This window comes from Enterobacter cloacae complex sp. IR5401, from assembly GCF_049238425.1.
Classification (GTDB): domain Bacteria; phylum Pseudomonadota; class Gammaproteobacteria; order Enterobacterales; family Enterobacteriaceae; genus Enterobacter; species Enterobacter hormaechei_C.
This window is the reverse complement of record NZ_JBMKHN010000017.1, coordinates 45579-60664: the sequence shown is the minus strand read 5'-3', so window position 1 is coordinate 60664 and position 15086 is coordinate 45579. Positions and strand designations below refer to the sequence as shown.

At 52.1% G+C, this 15086-nt stretch carries 11 protein-coding genes; 7 read left to right on the top strand and 4 right to left on the bottom strand.

Annotated features, from left to right (window positions below):
* Nucleotides 1-34: 34 nt before the first annotated feature.
* From fadE to ACOTX1_RS20075, 7 genes are all read left to right on the top strand, one after another.
* A complete protein-coding gene (fadE, locus tag ACOTX1_RS20105; protein WP_023315472.1) occupies nt 35-2479 on the top strand; it encodes an acyl-CoA dehydrogenase FadE in 2445 nt (814 codons plus the stop codon).
* Nucleotides 2480-2587: 108 nt separating this feature from the next.
* On the top strand, nt 2588-3364 hold the full coding sequence (locus tag ACOTX1_RS20100) for an amidohydrolase (protein WP_023315471.1): 777 nt from the start codon (nt 2588-2590) through the stop codon (nt 3362-3364).
* Nucleotides 3365-3816: 452 nt separating this feature from the next.
* Nucleotides 3817-4479 (top strand): helix-turn-helix transcriptional regulator, encoded by a 663-nt coding sequence (locus tag ACOTX1_RS20095; protein ID WP_023315470.1) that lies wholly within the window; start codon nt 3817-3819, stop codon nt 4477-4479.
* Between the two features lie 187 nt (nt 4480-4666).
* Nucleotides 4667-5302, top strand: coding sequence for a hypothetical protein (locus ACOTX1_RS20090; protein ID WP_023315469.1), 636 nt, complete (start codon nt 4667-4669; stop codon nt 5300-5302).
* 252 nt (nt 5303-5554) lie between these two features.
* Nucleotides 5555-7804: a type I secretion system permease/ATPase gene (locus ACOTX1_RS20085; protein ID WP_023315468.1), complete on the top strand. Its 2250-nt coding sequence runs from the start codon at nt 5555-5557 to the stop codon at nt 7802-7804.
* Nucleotides 7801-9150, top strand: coding sequence for an HlyD family type I secretion periplasmic adaptor subunit (locus tag ACOTX1_RS20080; RefSeq protein ID WP_023315467.1), 1350 nt, complete (start codon nt 7801-7803; stop codon nt 9148-9150). Before ACOTX1_RS20085 ends, ACOTX1_RS20080 begins: the two co-directional genes overlap by 4 nt.
* Before the next feature lie 4 nt (nt 9151-9154).
* Nucleotides 9155-10900: a TolC family protein gene (locus tag ACOTX1_RS20075; RefSeq protein WP_023315466.1), complete on the top strand. Its 1746-nt coding sequence runs from the start codon at nt 9155-9157 to the stop codon at nt 10898-10900.
* Between the two features lie 70 nt (nt 10901-10970).
* On the opposite strand, the gene ACOTX1_RS20070 is transcribed toward ACOTX1_RS20075, so the two are convergent.
* Genes ACOTX1_RS20070 through ACOTX1_RS20055 form a run of 4 tightly spaced genes read right to left on the bottom strand, consistent with a single transcriptional unit; the run spans nt 10971 to nt 15069 of the window.
* Nucleotides 10971-11972, bottom strand: a complete 1002-nt coding sequence (locus tag ACOTX1_RS20070; protein WP_023315465.1) for a hypothetical protein — start codon at nt 11970-11972, stop codon at nt 10971-10973.
* A 10-nt stretch (nt 11973-11982) separates the two neighbouring features.
* The gene (locus ACOTX1_RS20065) at nt 11983-12915 is read right to left on the bottom strand and encodes an ACP S-malonyltransferase (RefSeq protein ID WP_023315464.1); all 933 of its coding nucleotides are present in this window, start codon (nt 12913-12915) and stop codon (nt 11983-11985) included.
* A gap of 10 nt (nt 12916-12925) precedes the next feature.
* Nucleotides 12926-14314, bottom strand: a complete 1389-nt coding sequence (locus ACOTX1_RS20060) for a hypothetical protein (protein ID WP_023315463.1) — start codon at nt 14312-14314, stop codon at nt 12926-12928.
* Nucleotides 14311-15069 carry an outer membrane lipoprotein-sorting protein gene (locus ACOTX1_RS20055; protein WP_032610179.1) on the bottom strand — a complete coding sequence of 253 codons (759 nt, stop codon included), beginning with the start codon at nt 15067-15069 and terminating at the stop codon, nt 14311-14313. Before ACOTX1_RS20055 ends, ACOTX1_RS20060 begins: the two co-directional genes overlap by 4 nt.
* Between the last annotated feature and the right edge of the window lie 17 nt (nt 15070-15086).

Below are 15086 nucleotides of genomic sequence, written 5' to 3'. Positions count from 1 at the left end.
GTCAGACCTCCTACAAGCAAGGGAGCTTTTCTTTATGATGATTTTGAGCATTCTCGCAACCGTTGTACTGCTCGGTGTGTTGTTCTATCACCGTGTTAGTTTATTCCTGAGTAGCCTGATTCTTCTGGCCTGGACGGCTGCACTTGGCGTCGCTGGCCTGTGGAATATCTGGGTTCTTGTTCCCCTGGCCATCATTTTACTGCCGTTTAACCTGACGCCGATGCGTAAGTCGATGATCTCTGTGCCGGTGTTCAGGGGATTCCGTAAAGTGATGCCGCCGATGTCGCGTACAGAGAAAGAAGCGATTGACGCCGGTACGACCTGGTGGGAAGGCGATCTGTTCCAGGGCAACCCGGACTGGAAAAAGCTTCACAACTATCCACAGCCGCGTCTGACCGCCGAAGAACAGGCCTTTATTGATGGTCCGGTAGAAGAAGCGTGCCGCATGGCAAACGACTTTGCCATCACTCACGAAATGGCCGACCTGCCGCCTGAGCTGTGGGCATACCTGAAAGAGCATCGCTTCTTCGCGATGATCATTAAGAAAGAGTATGGCGGTCTGGAATTCTCCGCTTACGCTCAGGCTCGCGTGCTGCAAAAACTGGCGGGTGTCTCCGGGATCCTGGCGATTACCGTTGGCGTGCCAAACTCCTTAGGCCCGGGCGAGCTGTTACAGCATTACGGTACAGAAGAGCAGAAAGATCACTACCTGCCGCGTCTGGCGCGTGGCCAGGAAATTCCGTGCTTCGCGCTGACCAGCCCGGAGGCGGGCTCTGATGCCGGCGCGATCCCCGATACCGGCGTGGTTTGCATGGGCGAGTGGCAGGGCCAGCAGGTGCTGGGCATGCGCCTGACCTGGAACAAACGTTATATCACCCTCGCGCCTATCGCCACGGTGCTGGGCCTGGCGTTCAAACTCTCTGACCCGGAAAAACTGCTGGGCGGTGAAGAAGATCTGGGCATTACCTGTGCGCTGATCCCAACCTCGACCCCAGGTGTTGAGATTGGTCGCCGTCACTTCCCGCTGAACGTACCGTTCCAGAACGGTCCTACCCGCGGTCAGGATATCTTTGTCCCGATTGATTACATCATCGGTGGCCCGAAAATGGCCGGTCAGGGCTGGCGTATGCTGGTAGAATGTCTGTCTGTGGGCCGCGGCATTACCCTGCCGTCGAACTCAACCGGCGGTCTGAAATCGGTGGCGATGGGGATTGGGGCTTACGCGCATATCCGCCGTCAGTTCAAAATCTCCATCGGCAAGATGGAAGGTATCGAAGAGCCGCTGGCGCGTATTGCGGGCAATGCATACGTGATGGACGCCGCAGCCTCGCTGATTACCTACGGAATTATGCTGGGCGAAAAACCCGCCGTGCTGTCGGCAATTGTGAAATACCACTGTACCCACCGTGCACAGCAGTCAATTATTGATGCAATGGATATCGCAGGCGGTAAAGGGATCATGCTCGGTGAAGGCAACTTCCTGGCACGCAGCTATCAGGGCGCTCCGATTGCCATCACTGTTGAAGGGGCAAACATCCTGACCCGCAGCATGATGATCTTCGGTCAGGGCGCCATTCGCTGCCATCCGTACGTGCTGGAAGAGATGGCTGCCGCTCAGAATAATGATGTGGATGCCTTCGACAAGCTGCTGTTCAAACATATCGGTCACGTCGGCAGTAACAAGGTGCGCAGCTTCTGGCTGGGCCTGACGCGCGGGCTGACCAGCGCGACGCCAACCGGTGATGCGACCAAACGTTACTACCAGCACCTGAACCGTCTGAGCGCCAACCTGGCTCTGCTGTCTGACGTTTCCATGGCGGTGCTGGGCGGTAGCCTGAAGCGTCGCGAGCGCATCTCCGCCCGTCTGGGTGATGTGCTGAGCCAGATCTTCCTGGCCTCTGCGGTGCTGAAACGCTACGACGATGAAGGCCGTCAGGAAGCGGATCTGCCGCTGGTGCACTGGGGCGTGCAGGATGCGATGTATCAGGCCGAACAGGCAATTGACGATCTGCTGGCGAACTTCCCGAACCGCTTCGTGGCAGGTGCCCTGCGCGTCGTGATCTTCCCGACCGGTCGTCATCACCTGGCGCCGTCCGACAAGCTGGATCATAAAGTGGCGAAGATCCTTCAGGTTCCGAGCGCAACCCGCTCTCGTATTGGTCGGGGTCAATATCTGGCACCTACCCCGCATAACCCTGTCGGCCTGCTGGAAGAGGCGCTGCTTGACGTGATGGCCGCCGACCCGATTCACCAGAAGATCTGCAAACAGCTGGGCAAAAATCTGCCGTTTACACGACTGGATGAGCTGGCAAAACAGGCGCTGGCGGGTGGCATCATCGACAACAGCGAAGCTGCGATTCTGGTGAAAGCCGAAGAGAGCCGTCTGCGCAGTATTAACGTGGATGATTTCGAACCAGAAGAGCTGGCGACACAGCCGGTAAAGCTGCCGGAGAAGCACCGCAAACCTGAAGCCGCATAAGACGTTCAGCGTCCATCAACCCCGCTCCGTGCGGGGTTTTTTAATGCCACATTTTCTCGTAATGACGTGCTAAAGTGTCAAAAAGCGATCTTTTAAGGAGTCGGTATCGTGCCTGGTTTGAAGATTTCTGTTTTGCAGCAGCCTTTAGTTTGGATGGACGGTCCAGCCAACCTTCGCCATTTCGATCGCCAGCTCGAAGAGATTAGCGGTCGCGATGTGATTGTCCTGCCGGAGATGTTCACCACGGGTTTTGCGATGGAGGCTGCAAAACAGTCGATGCCGCAGGACGAGGTTGTGGCCTGGATGCACGCCAAAGCGCAGGAGACAAACGCGCTGATTGCCGGTAGCGTCGCCCTCCAGACCGAACGCGGGCCGGTTAACCGCTTCCTGCTGGTCGAGCCAGAGGGAAAGGTGCATTTCTACGATAAGCGCCACCTGTTCCGCATGGCGGATGAGCATCAACATTATGTAGCCGGAAACGAACGCGTGGTGTTTGAATGGCGTGGCTGGCGTATTCTGCCGCTGGTCTGTTATGACCTGCGCTTCCCCGTCTGGTCCCGCAACCGCAACGATTACGACCTGGCGCTGTATGTTGCCAACTGGCCTGCGCCACGTTCACTTCACTGGCAGGCGTTATTAACGGCGCGGGCAATTGAAAACCAGGCTTATATTGTGGGATGTAACCGCGTAGGCACGGATGGTAACGGACACCATTATCGCGGTGACAGCCGGGTGATCAGTCCGCAGGGTGAGATTATTGCCACCGCCGAGCCGCATCAGGCAACACGAATTGACGCTGAGATCTCGTTAACGGCGTTAAAGGAGTATCGGGAGAAGTTTCCGGCCTGGCAGGATGCCGATCGTTTTAGCATAGAAAATAAATAAAGGACATCGTCGTTTACTTTAGCCAGGTCGTACGAGAACCTAATGCGCGACCTGGTAAATAAGCAATATTTACATTCACACTGAATCTGACGTTCCCGCCCACCCCCTCTTTTCTTTTTATCGAAACATTCTATTCCAACCTTATAAAGTTTAGTCCTTCAATGTTTAACATTATGTTAATTGCAATAGCATTACCAAGTGAAAACAAATAACCACCCATTAACAAAACAGAAGAACAATAACCCAAAAACCCGTAAATCGGCCATTTAAGAAAACATGTAAGCACTTGAAAAATATAGACTTAAATCTTAAATGCAGCCTGAAAAGATGTGTTCAGACTATTTAATTAAGACTTATACCAGGTATTCAGTATGATGCCTCACATCAAACGACGAGGTTGATGCTTCGTCCAAAACTAATATCGTGCTTAATCATCGCGTATAAGGTGTAATATGTTATTTCACACTAATAACTCTATTTATTTATCTCATAATGATGGTCAGCAGGTGAGCCACACGCCGTCGATGCATTGCTATGGTTGTGTGAAAAAATGCCTGTTTGGTGACGCTGAAGCGTGCGCTCGTAAAACCTGCACAGGACTTGAATGCTATATTTGGCCTGATAACAATTCTTACCTTGTAGAAGGTATCAGGCACTATTTTGAATGTGTGAGCGACAAATATATTTCTCAGCCAGTCGTGATTATTGATTTTAGCCATAAAAATATCACCTATTTTCTGAACGATAGCTGGCTCGAACAATTCAAAAATATGCGCCTTATCCTCGTCACTGACAAAAAGATGACGGCGATTGCCCATTACTGGTTCTATAACGATACGTTAGAGACCACCATCAGCTCTATTATCTTTTATGATGATTCCGCTGAGGAGGTTGCCACGAAACTGAAGAAAACGTTCCTGGCAAAAACGATCAAACCATCCGGGAGTAGGCCAAAACTGAGCCAGAATGAATTCAGCCTTTTTTCGTTCTTGTTCAATGGATGGACACCTAAAAAAATCGCGTATCAGAACGGTACTAGCGTCAAAAACACCTATGCCATGAAAAACAGAATTGAGCGCAAACTGGGAGTTTCTATCACCCGCCTGGTGAATTAGCCTTAAATGGTATTGCGTAAAAAAATCGACAATCACGGATGGGGATTAATTTCTGTAGAAAATTCCTGGATAAACGATGCTTTATCTCATCACAACTCGTTTTTTTCCTTAATGCATTATTAATATAAATATTGATATATTATAGTAGATTTAACATTTATAATTTTAACGCATAGAGTTTTATCACATGGATATCGTTACTATTAGACATATTGAGCACAACGACAACACTATGCGCTGCTATGGGTGTATGAATAAATGTGTTTTTCCTTCTTTTCGTACTGAACAACAGGGCGAGTGTAATGGTTCTGAATTTTATATCTGGCCTGAAAATAACTCTTTTTTGATAGAAGGTATATTACAATACTTTAAGAACATTACGGTTAAAATCATTTCTCAACCCATTGTAGTCATTGATTTTAACTATAAGAATATAAATTTTTTCTTAACAAACAGCTGGTTAGATCGTTTTAAAAACGCAAGACTGATCCTGATAACTGATAAAAAGATGGCCGCGATTGCCCATTACTGGTTTTATAACGACACAAGCGAAACAATAATCAGCACCGTCATTTTTCATGATGATATTATTGATGATATAAAATTTAAAATTCGCCAGTCGTTCCTTGGCAAGATAACGCGACCTTCGGAGAAGAAAGCCAAACTTAGTGCAAATGAATACGCCCTGTTTTCTGAATTGTATAAGGGACAACTCCCGAAAAAGATAGCCATGAAGAATGCTACAAATGTTAAAAACATTTACGCCATGAAGATAAGAATCGAGAACAAGCTGGGCGTACCTATTTCAAGGCTCGCCAGTTAACCCTCAGTTCAAAAAACCTGAAAAAACATAAACCTGGATCAATCCACATATAATATTCTTAATCATGCAGTGGTTTATCTTTATTGTGTACATATACGGCTAACTTTACACTACGATATTGCCAGCGCTTGTAATTTCACTATAACCATCAGCCATAAACTTCGTACTTACGGATGTTCTTGGTCAATTTTAATAGCATGCCTTCACTTTATTTTTAAAGTAAGGAACGTAACTACAGGTCTGGATTCGATAATGAATACGCATCTTTCCACCGTAAAAGTTAATTCAGAGCACGATTTCAATAATATTGAAGAACCCAGAAAAGATTCTCTTCTGTGGGGTGTTGAATGGCTTTGTGCACATCACGCTAAGTATGCCAGCAAAGAAGTTCTTTACGCTGGCTTGCCGAAAAGCGACAAGCTTGAGCCGGAAATGGCTTTGCGTATGCTCGACCAGATGGGGATATCTGCTGGCTGGGTAAAACGCGATCTTAATTCAATATCGTCCTGGCTCTTTCCGCTGCTGATCGCCCGCAAAGATGGAACGTATTGCATTATTACCGCGCGTAACGGTAAACGCGGACAATTCACCTATCAGATCGTGGTGCCTGAAAACGAAGGAATACTTACCGTTTCAGCGGCTGATTTGCTGGAAGTTTACGGCGGCTATGCCCTTGTCACCACGCCAAAACCCAGTCTGGATGCGCGTGCCGACGATCTTCTCTTACCGAAAGCGCAGAATGAAGGTCACTGGCTTTATTCTACGCTGTGGCGCTACCGCCACTATTTTTACAGCGCTGCGCTGGCGGCACTGCTGGCAAATATACTTACGCTGGCTGGCACCTTCTTTACGATGAACGTCTATGACCGGGTGATCCCGACGCAGGCCTATGTCACCCTCTGGTCGCTGGCTATTGGCGTCGTGATTGCCAATATATTTGAGTTTTCCAGCCGCCAGATCCGCGCATACCTGATCGATATCGCGGGGAAAAAGGCAGACCTGATCCTGGGCGCGAAGCTTTTTCGCCAGGTGATGTCTATGCGCATGGAATATAAACCACAGTCTTCCGGGACCTTCGCTAACCAGCTGCGCGATTTTGAGGCAGTACGGGATTTTATTACCTCTGCGACGCTCGCCACGCTGTCCGACCTGCCCTTCTGCGTGCTGTTCATGTTCATCATTTATATGATTGGCGGTCCGCTTGCCGTGGTGCCCCTGGTGGCAATGCCGCTCATTTTAATTGCCAGCATCGTTATTCAGTGGCCGCTGGGTCGCTATATGGAAGAAAACGTTCGCGAGATTTCGCTCAAGCAAGGCCTGCTGATTGAAAGCATTGAGGGACTGGAAGCCCTGAAAGCTGCGCAGGGTGAAGGCGTTATGCAAAAGCGCTGGGATGATTTCAGCGCGCTGGCTGCCGCTTCCTCCATGAAAACCCGCAACCTTTCCATGCTGACAACCAATTTTGTCTCCTTCGTTCAGCAAATTACCACGGTCTGTATTGTTGTGCTGGGTGTGTATTTGATCCACGCGGGCGAGCTCACGATGGGCGCCATGATTGGCGTAGTGATCCTTTCCAGCCGTTCTCTCGCCCCGCTGGCATCCGTTGTCGGGCTGGCGTTGCGTTATCAGCATGCCAAAACGGCCCTGAAATCGCTTAACCAGCTGATGGATACCCCCACTGAACGCGATTCCTTAATTACCTATCTACCAACGCCGAATTTCACGGGCAGCATGCGCCTGCACAAAGTGGGGTTCACCTATCCAGTGCCGGGAATGATGGTAGCCCCGCGCATTCTCGAGAATATCAATATCAATATTGAAGCCGGTGAGCAGATTGCGATTCTGGGCAGGATCGGCAGCGGGAAGTCTACCCTGCTGCGGGTGATGGCGCGCCTGTATCAGCAGAGCAGCGGGCAGATATTCATTGATGACGTTGATGCAACCCAGGTTGATCCGGCGGACTGGCGTGCGGCCGTAGGCTATGTCGGGCAAGACTGCCGTCTTTTTTACGGCACGCTGCGTCATAACATCATTATTGGCAACCCGGGCGTAAGCACGGAAGAGTTTCTGCGCGTGGTTCGCCTGACCGGGCTGGATCAGGTCGCAGCCAGACACCCGCTGGGTTTTGACATGCCCATTGGTGAAATGGGGAACTGCCTGTCGGGTGGACAAAAGCAGCTCGTTGCACTGGCCCGCTGCCTGTTGCTAAGGCCGAAGATTTTACTGATGGATGAACCGACCAGCTCCATGGATGCGATGACGGAGACGTTATTCCTGCGGCGGTTAAAAGAGGCCACAAAGGGGCAAACGCTGATCATTGTCACGCATCGCATGTCCGTACTCAGTCTGGTTGAACGCCTGATTGTGCTGGAAGACGGGCACGTTGTGAAAGACGGGGCAAAAGATCGGGTCATGGAAAGCCTGAATGAGAACGTGCTGAAGAAAAAACAAACGATGCATTCGGTTGAAGAAAAGCAACAGGAACAAGGTGTGAAGGGATGATGAACGAGGACGATGTGAATCAGAACGCCTCAAAAGGAGAGGCCGATAGCGGAGCGGGAGCTTCCTCCACGGCGTTGAGAAAAATTGAGGGCGGCGCCGGAAAAACAGCGCTGGCGGTGCAAAAACCGCAGCCGACAGGAAAGGTAAAAGCGGACGATCTGAAATTCATGCATGACCTGCAGGGCGCCCTGATCGCGCAGAAAACCCCTTTCAGCATGATCATGCTCTATACCATCACGATGGTTGTCGTCGTCGCGCTGGTGTGGGCACATTTCGCTCGCGTTGAAGAGATTACGCGTGGCGATGGAAAAGTCATCCCGGCCAGCCGTGAGCAGCTTATTCAGAGCCTGGAGGGGGGCATTCTTGAGGAGCTGAACGTTCAGGAGGGCGATATTGTCGAGAAAGGACAAATCCTGCTGAAAATCGACCCCACGCGTGCCGGCGCCAGCTACGGTGAATCGCTTTCAAAAGTTCAGGGGCTGAAGGGCAGCATTGCTCGTCTCAGGGCTGAAGCCTATGACACTCCCCTGACCTTCCCGCCGGAAATTGCAGGAATTGAGTCCATCGTGCGTGATGAGACGCAGGCCTATAACGCGCGCCTCAAAACCCTGAATGAAAGCGTACAGGCATTGCAGCGCAGCCTGGCACTGGCGCAAAACGAGGTCAGCCTTTCCGAGCCGCTGGCTCGCAAAGGGCTGATGTCCGATGTGGAGATCCTGCGCCTCAAGCGTCAGGCCAACGAGTTCAGCCTGCAAATTGCCGAACGGACCAACCGCTTCCGCTCTGATGCCAACAGCGAGCTAAACCGTCTGGAATCTGAACTGGCGCAGGCGGAGGAGATCCTGCGCGGACGTCAGGACGTGATGAACCGTACTACCGTTGTCGCCCCCGTGCGCGGCACGGTAAACAATATCCGCGTGACCACGCGCGGCGGAGTTATACAGCAGGGAGCGGAGATCATGACCATTATTCCGCTCGAAGATAACCTGCTGGTCGAAGCCAAAATTAAACCCTCTGATGTGGCATTTATTCATCCGGGTCTTCCCGCGACGGTAAAAATTACCGCCTACGACTACGCCATTTACGGCGGCCTGACCGGCGTCGTCGAACACCTGAGTTCAGACACGCTAATTGATGAAGAGAAAGCCCGTCAGGGACGTGGTGATTCGACCTATTACCGGGTCTTTGTCCGTACAAACCGGGCGGCGCTACAGGTTAAAGATAAAGCGTTCCCGATCATTCCGGGGATGGTGGCAAACGTTGAAATCAGAACCGGGGAGAAGACAATTTTGTCTTACATCCTCAAACCAATACTGAAAGCGCGTGAAGCATTCAGGGAGAGATAATTTTATGGTTAAGGCACGTAAAGAGCGCCGTTGGGCCAGGGTTGCAGCCGCGGTTGCACTCTGTTTGCCCTGCTCTTCTTTTGTCACCCCGCTTCACGCGGCTGACGCGGCGCAGATCAAAAACATCCCGGCCTCGCTGCCACCTATGCGCACGCAGTCAGAACTAAACCGCGCATCGCAAACGCAGCCGGTAGCACGCGCGCGTTCTCAGAATGCCGCGCCTGCCACATCCTTGCCTTCTATGCGCACGCAGTCGCAATATGCCAGTACGTCCAAAGCCGTGCCGACTCGGGCCTTCTCCGCGCCGCAACCTGAGCGTTATGCCACCGCACAGCAGGCCGCAGCGCCAATGTCGAAGCCGCAAAGCACGGCGGGTAACAGGGCAGCACTGAAAAAGAATTACGACTTCTTCCCGGCCGTCACCGAATACTATGAGCCCGATCCGGCCTATGCCACAGTTCGTCGCCACAGCGCGTCGGCAAATAGTCGCGCCACCAGCGGCATGGTGCAAGGCAACTTCAACGGCACCAGCACCAGTGATTCGCGGGAGTTTCTTCGCAGCATGGTCGCAAGAGCGCTGGCGTACAGCCCCGAACTTCGTGCAGCCTCCTCTGAGGTTCTGGCCTCGGATTATATGGTGGATCAGGTCAAAGGCCAGCGTTTGCCCCAGGTGCGGCTGGGCGTAACCTCGCCGTTGACGACGATGGGCGGAGATCGGCAGGCTTCTTCCAACAACACGCATTTTAGCGACTCCAGCGGAACCGTATCCGTCAATACCCCGATCATCGACTGGGGCAGGATCGGTAATCAGGTGGATAACTCGCTGGAGACGGCCAAGGCCGCTCGTTATTCAAAAGAGTATTCCCGGGAGCAGCTGGCCTATAACACCGTGTCTGAACTGATGAATATGAGCCGCTATGAGCAAAGCCGAATAGTGGCGAAGCATTACGTTGGTCGGATGAAAGAGCTGGTTAATATGCTGTCGCAAATTACCCAGGCGGACCGCGGCAGAGAGAGCGAACTGGTACAGGCAAAAGCGAAACTGATGTCTGCACAAGCGAGCATGGACAATATCGAACATCAGCTGAGCGCGAGTAAAATTAAGCTGGTGCGCCTGCTTGGCGCAGAGCCATCGCTACCAGACGATCTCAACTGGCAGGATACGATTATTCCGGCATCGGTCGCCATTGCGTCGCTGGATAAGAACCCGATGATGCTGAACCTGCAAGCAAAAGTCCGCGCTGCGGAATATGAAGCGGAGAGCATTAAGGCCGCGGCGCTGCCGCAGGTCAACTGGGTGGTATCTAAAAGCACAGCCAAAGACAGCAACGGCAACGAAAGCGGCTGGTATACCGGCCTTAACGTCGAATGGGAAGCGTTTAGCGGCGGCTCTCAGCGTGCCGCTCAGATGACGGCCCGCGCCAAAGCTAACGTCGCGCAGCAGCAGTATGAGGTGAGTTACCGCGACCTGGAGTATCAAATCAACTATCAGGTGCAGGTCCGTGATTCGTCATTCCTGCGCGCCGATGACTACGATCGTCTCTCAGGCGAAACAGACCGCGTGCGTCAGATGTTCTACCAGCAGTGGTATCACCTGGGCAAACGAACGCTGCTTGACGTTTTGACCGCTGAAAACGACCACTTTAACAACCAGCTCTCCGCCATTAATAATCGCTATGACGGATACATTTCCAACGTAAATGTTATTGCCAGCGCCGCGATGATGCTGTCCTGGATGCGAATAACCTGAATCGTATCGACCTGATAAAAAGCCAGACCGTCAGTAATGACGGTCTGGCTTTTTTATTGCCTCTGACGTCTTACCACAGCGGGTTTTCTTTATCGATCTCCGCCCAGCGCAGATACATATCGCTCGACATCATGAAATCGTTATGCCATTTCCACCACGTATGGAGAGCGTAATAGGCCAGGCAAGGGAGGTAGCTGAGCAGGAAGTACACTTCAAACCATACCTTCCATCCGAGCAGGGTAAGCAGCAATCCGACAATCGCCGACCAGGCAAACTCCACACCCAACAGCATCACCAGCCTCAGCCACAGCGGTTTCTCAGACAAAGCCCGCCAGGGGATCGCCGGAGAGAAAAAGAGATCGATCTCGTTAAGGAAAAGGTGCCCCAAAAAGATATATCGCTTCGTGAACCGTAAAAACAGAAGATTTATTGCCAGCACCACCGCACAAAGCACCAGCATGGTAATGATGGACTCGAGGGTGAAGTACCGGCCATAGCGCTCAAATTGCTCACTGTTACGTAAGGGACTTATTGTCAGCAGGTTCATCACGATGGACAGGGTAATGGCGATGGCCAGATACTGGGACAAACGCTTATATTTCCCTTTATCCCTTGTCGATGCGATGACCTGTCGAATGTAGATCGTGCGCATCGCGGCGAACATTCCCCAGATAATCAGCGGGGCAACGATGGTCAGCGTCAGCAGCACGATGTCCGGCTGAGCCAGGGTAAGCATCAGTGCACTAATGCCAGCGAAAACCAGCGTGGCGATAACCATAGCAACGAGAGGATCGTAAACAATCGGAGCCGTCGGCCGGGCCTCTTTCTTGAGAAAAATGGACAAGTCGACATTCTTAACCACGCACTTGTACGCCCAGAACGCCTTGAGGTCGGCAGTGAAGCTATACAGTATCAGCGCAAAAATAGCGCTCGCCAGCCAGACATCCTGTCGGGTAAAGGAGAACCCGGCATTTTTCCAGTAAAAGCCCAGCAGCACAAACGTCACGATATAGATAAAAAGAAGGTTCCTTTTATCCTGAAAGCGAATGAACGTTAAATAATCTGGAATCATATCTCGACCTTTACATCTCTAATGCTTTTCTACAGTGCAGAACGCGTTCGGCATTAAAACCGACGAAATCATTCAGCATTTGGCCAAGATAAGGTTTGTTACTCATCTCCAGGAACAGCGGGCTGCCTGGCTGTTCGATAAACCGCGTCATGGATTCACGCCATTTGACCGTGTGGGTCAGGTGCAGCGAGAGGTTTTCCTTAATGGCCTCCGGAACGATTTCTATTTTGCCCGTCACGTTCATCAGCACGTCGTACGCGGGTGAGGTGAAAGGCTGTCCGGCGAGAAAATCGCGCATCAGCTGTACGCCCTCTTCCATCAAACGCGTGTGCCACGCGCCGCTGACGCCGAGCTTAATCGGCTCATAGCCTTCGTCCACCAGCACCTTAGCGAACTCGCTAAGCGCAGCCGGTGTCCCGCCGATAACTTGCTGACGCGGGGTATTATCACAGCTAATATCCAGCTCAAACCCGTAGCGGGTGATGATGTTGCTCAGGGCGGCAAAATCCGCCCCCTTCAGCGCAATCATCGCGCCCTTCTGCCTTTTGCTGACCGCATCCATGGTGCTGGCGCGAAAATGGAGGGTGCGGAAAAGCGTCTCCAGCGAGATCGCACCCGCAGCGTAAAGCGCACTGTATTCCCCCACGCTGTGGCCACAGGCTCCCGTCACCCGAAGCGCCGGAAAACGCTCGCGGCAAAGGGTATACAGCGATACGTTAATTGCCGTGACGGCCAGCTGTTGCACTGTAGTCTGAATCAGTCTGTTCATCGGCCCCTTTAGGCAGAGTCGGCGCAAATCAAGCCCAGAAATATCGCTGGCACAATCCCAAATCTGTTTCGTCGTTGAATTCAGATCCCAGAGATCGCTACCCATCCCAATCACTGGATTCCCTTGCCCGGAAAACAGCAGCACGACAGGCTGCGATGCGTTATTAAGCGTCATTGTCATTTCCTTATAAATAATACTTAAAGCCAACATAGCCACCGGCGACATCGCCGAAGAAGGCAAACTCAGAATTTGCGCTACCCAGTGCTGAATAGACGCCGGTATAGGCCTCCAGCTGGTCATCAATAAAGGTCAGCGGTGCGCTGAGGTGTAGCCCCGTCAGGGTGCTTTGATCCATCAGGTTGAGGATCAAATAGGGTTGCGCGGCGATCTGATGCGTGAACTGCACGCTGGACCAGGCGTTGAGATAGTGTTTCCCCTGCAGCATGCCTTTATTGCCCGTATTGCTTATCTCGGAGGCCATCAGGTACTTGTAGGAATCAAATGCCCTGTCGAGCGGCGCATAGCCTGTCGCGGTGTTCAAAAAGGTCATCAGGTCACGCTGTTTATTCCACTCAGAGCGCGAATAGCCTTCGCTCTGGTAGTAATATTCCAGTCCAAACACGTTGAAGGTATCGGAGGTGTATTGCGCACCAACGGCCACCTCCACGCCCTGTTTATCCTCTGTTTCATACAGCGAGTCGGGGAATTCATATCGCGCCAGCTCAGCAGTTTTTTCGTCCGACAGATGGCGCCAGCGCTGCTCCGCATGCCACGCCACTTCGGCACTGATGGTGAGCTGCGGGGTGTAGTGGTAACTGTCTGAAAGCGCAACCGAATGCGAATCGCCCATCAGAACGCGCATACCCGGCGTATGGTCACGGAAGGCGTGAGAGGTATAGCCCAGCAGCCATGACTCACTGCTGTTGCCGCGCTGGTTTGCAGACCAGTTTCCGGAGGTCAGATAATATTTATCAATTGAGGCCAGCTTCGGAATCACCGTCAGCGAGAACGACTCATCCCGGTTGTCCATCGACAGCGTTGCCGCCCATGAAGAGGACTGATAAGCCGTACGGAGCTCGGGATCGTAAATCCGCGTTGGTTTTGCTCCGTCGTAATAATGCGGCGTGAGATCGGAAGGCGAGCGCAGGAAGAAGAGCCCTTGCCTGGCCTGGAGTTTGCCAACCTCAAGCTGCAGGCTGTCCGACACGGTATAGGCAAGCTTGAGCCGCTCAATTAGCAGACGCGAGCGGCGATCGTCCTCTTCAAATGCCCCGAGCTTGCGCGGCGTGTACCAGGTCAGCCCATAGACGGAAAAGTCCAGATCAAGCGCATTATCAATCAACGAGCAGCGACTTGAAACATTCACTCCGGCATCGTTATAGATATTGTGTCTGGTATATGGGTTTCGACCATTGATTCGCCAGTCTGAAATCTGTTTTTTAACGGCGGACACCTGCTCATATAACGTCACGGACGTGTTTTTTGCGACGTCATTACCCGAGAGGCAGTCAGCAAACACGCTTACCGGCAGAGCAGAAAGCACGAGGGTTAATCCGGTCAACGTGCGCTTCATTTCACACCTCGCTGAATAGACTCGCGAGTGAACGCCGATTCAGGTAACGACTCCAGACGGACGTCGCTGTACTCCATGACGGAATAACTGTTACCGTGACGCACCTCTTTCACTGTAATTTTCATCGGCCGCATCTTGCCTAATACCATTTGGAAATCCTGATATAAAACTTCTTTAATTAACTTATTATCCAGAGAGAAATAGGCCGCCTTATACGGACGGTTATCTCCCACGCTTTCGACGTAATACATCACCTTCGGCCAGGTGACCTCCGCAGATTTGCGGACCAGCTCCAGCACGTAACACCGCGCCTCACCGCAGGCAGTTTCTCCCTTAAGCGAGGCGTCGTAGGCATATTCAAAGTTGGTGACAATCACGTCGCCATTGGATATTTGCCCAATCAGCCGCTGCTGGCGTGAGACGGGAACCGGACGGCGCAGTTCAGGGGTGTAGAACCATAGATCGTACCAGTCTGAGAGCAGCACTTTGCCCTTGTCGCGCGGGGGATAAACAAAGCGCGCCAGGGAGCGGGCATCCGCTTTGATTTCCCCCTCTGGTTTCATAAAGCGCATGGAAATATCCAGCACCTGTTTATTTTCGGGCCGTGTGGCGCCCGCTTTAAATTCATGAATAGTGAGGGTGTAGCGAAACGGCTTATTTGGCGAACGGACTTCATCCGCACGGCGAATAATTTCCAGCGCGCGTTCGTCAGCCGCGGCAGAATAAGCCGCTGCTGAAAAGAGGCACGCCCCCATCAGGAGATGAGCAATAA

Bases quoted from the DNA above. Each gene is read 5' to 3' on its own strand.
- ACOTX1_RS20055 (WP_032610179.1), bottom strand. From the start codon at position 15,069: ATGGGGGCGTGCCTCTTTTCAGCAGCGGCTTATTCTGCCGCGGCTGAC.
- ACOTX1_RS20090 (WP_023315469.1), top strand. From the start codon at position 4,667: ATGGATATCGTTACTATTAGACATATTGAGCACAACGACAACACTATG.
- fadE (WP_023315472.1), top strand. From the start codon at position 35: ATGATGATTTTGAGCATTCTCGCAACCGTTGTACTGCTCGGTGTGTTG.
- ACOTX1_RS20080 (WP_023315467.1), top strand. From the start codon at position 7,801: ATGATGAACGAGGACGATGTGAATCAGAACGCCTCAAAAGGAGAGGCC.
- ACOTX1_RS20060 (WP_023315463.1), bottom strand. From the start codon at position 14,314: ATGAAGCGCACGTTGACCGGATTAACCCTCGTGCTTTCTGCTCTGCCG.
- ACOTX1_RS20085 (WP_023315468.1), top strand. From the start codon at position 5,555: ATGAATACGCATCTTTCCACCGTAAAAGTTAATTCAGAGCACGATTTC.
- ACOTX1_RS20095 (WP_023315470.1), top strand. From the start codon at position 3,817: ATGTTATTTCACACTAATAACTCTATTTATTTATCTCATAATGATGGT.
- ACOTX1_RS20065 (WP_023315464.1), bottom strand. From the start codon at position 12,915: ATGACGCTTAATAACGCATCGCAGCCTGTCGTGCTGCTGTTTTCCGGG.
- ACOTX1_RS20075 (WP_023315466.1), top strand. From the start codon at position 9,155: ATGGTTAAGGCACGTAAAGAGCGCCGTTGGGCCAGGGTTGCAGCCGCG.
- ACOTX1_RS20070 (WP_023315465.1), bottom strand. From the start codon at position 11,972: ATGATTCCAGATTATTTAACGTTCATTCGCTTTCAGGATAAAAGGAAC.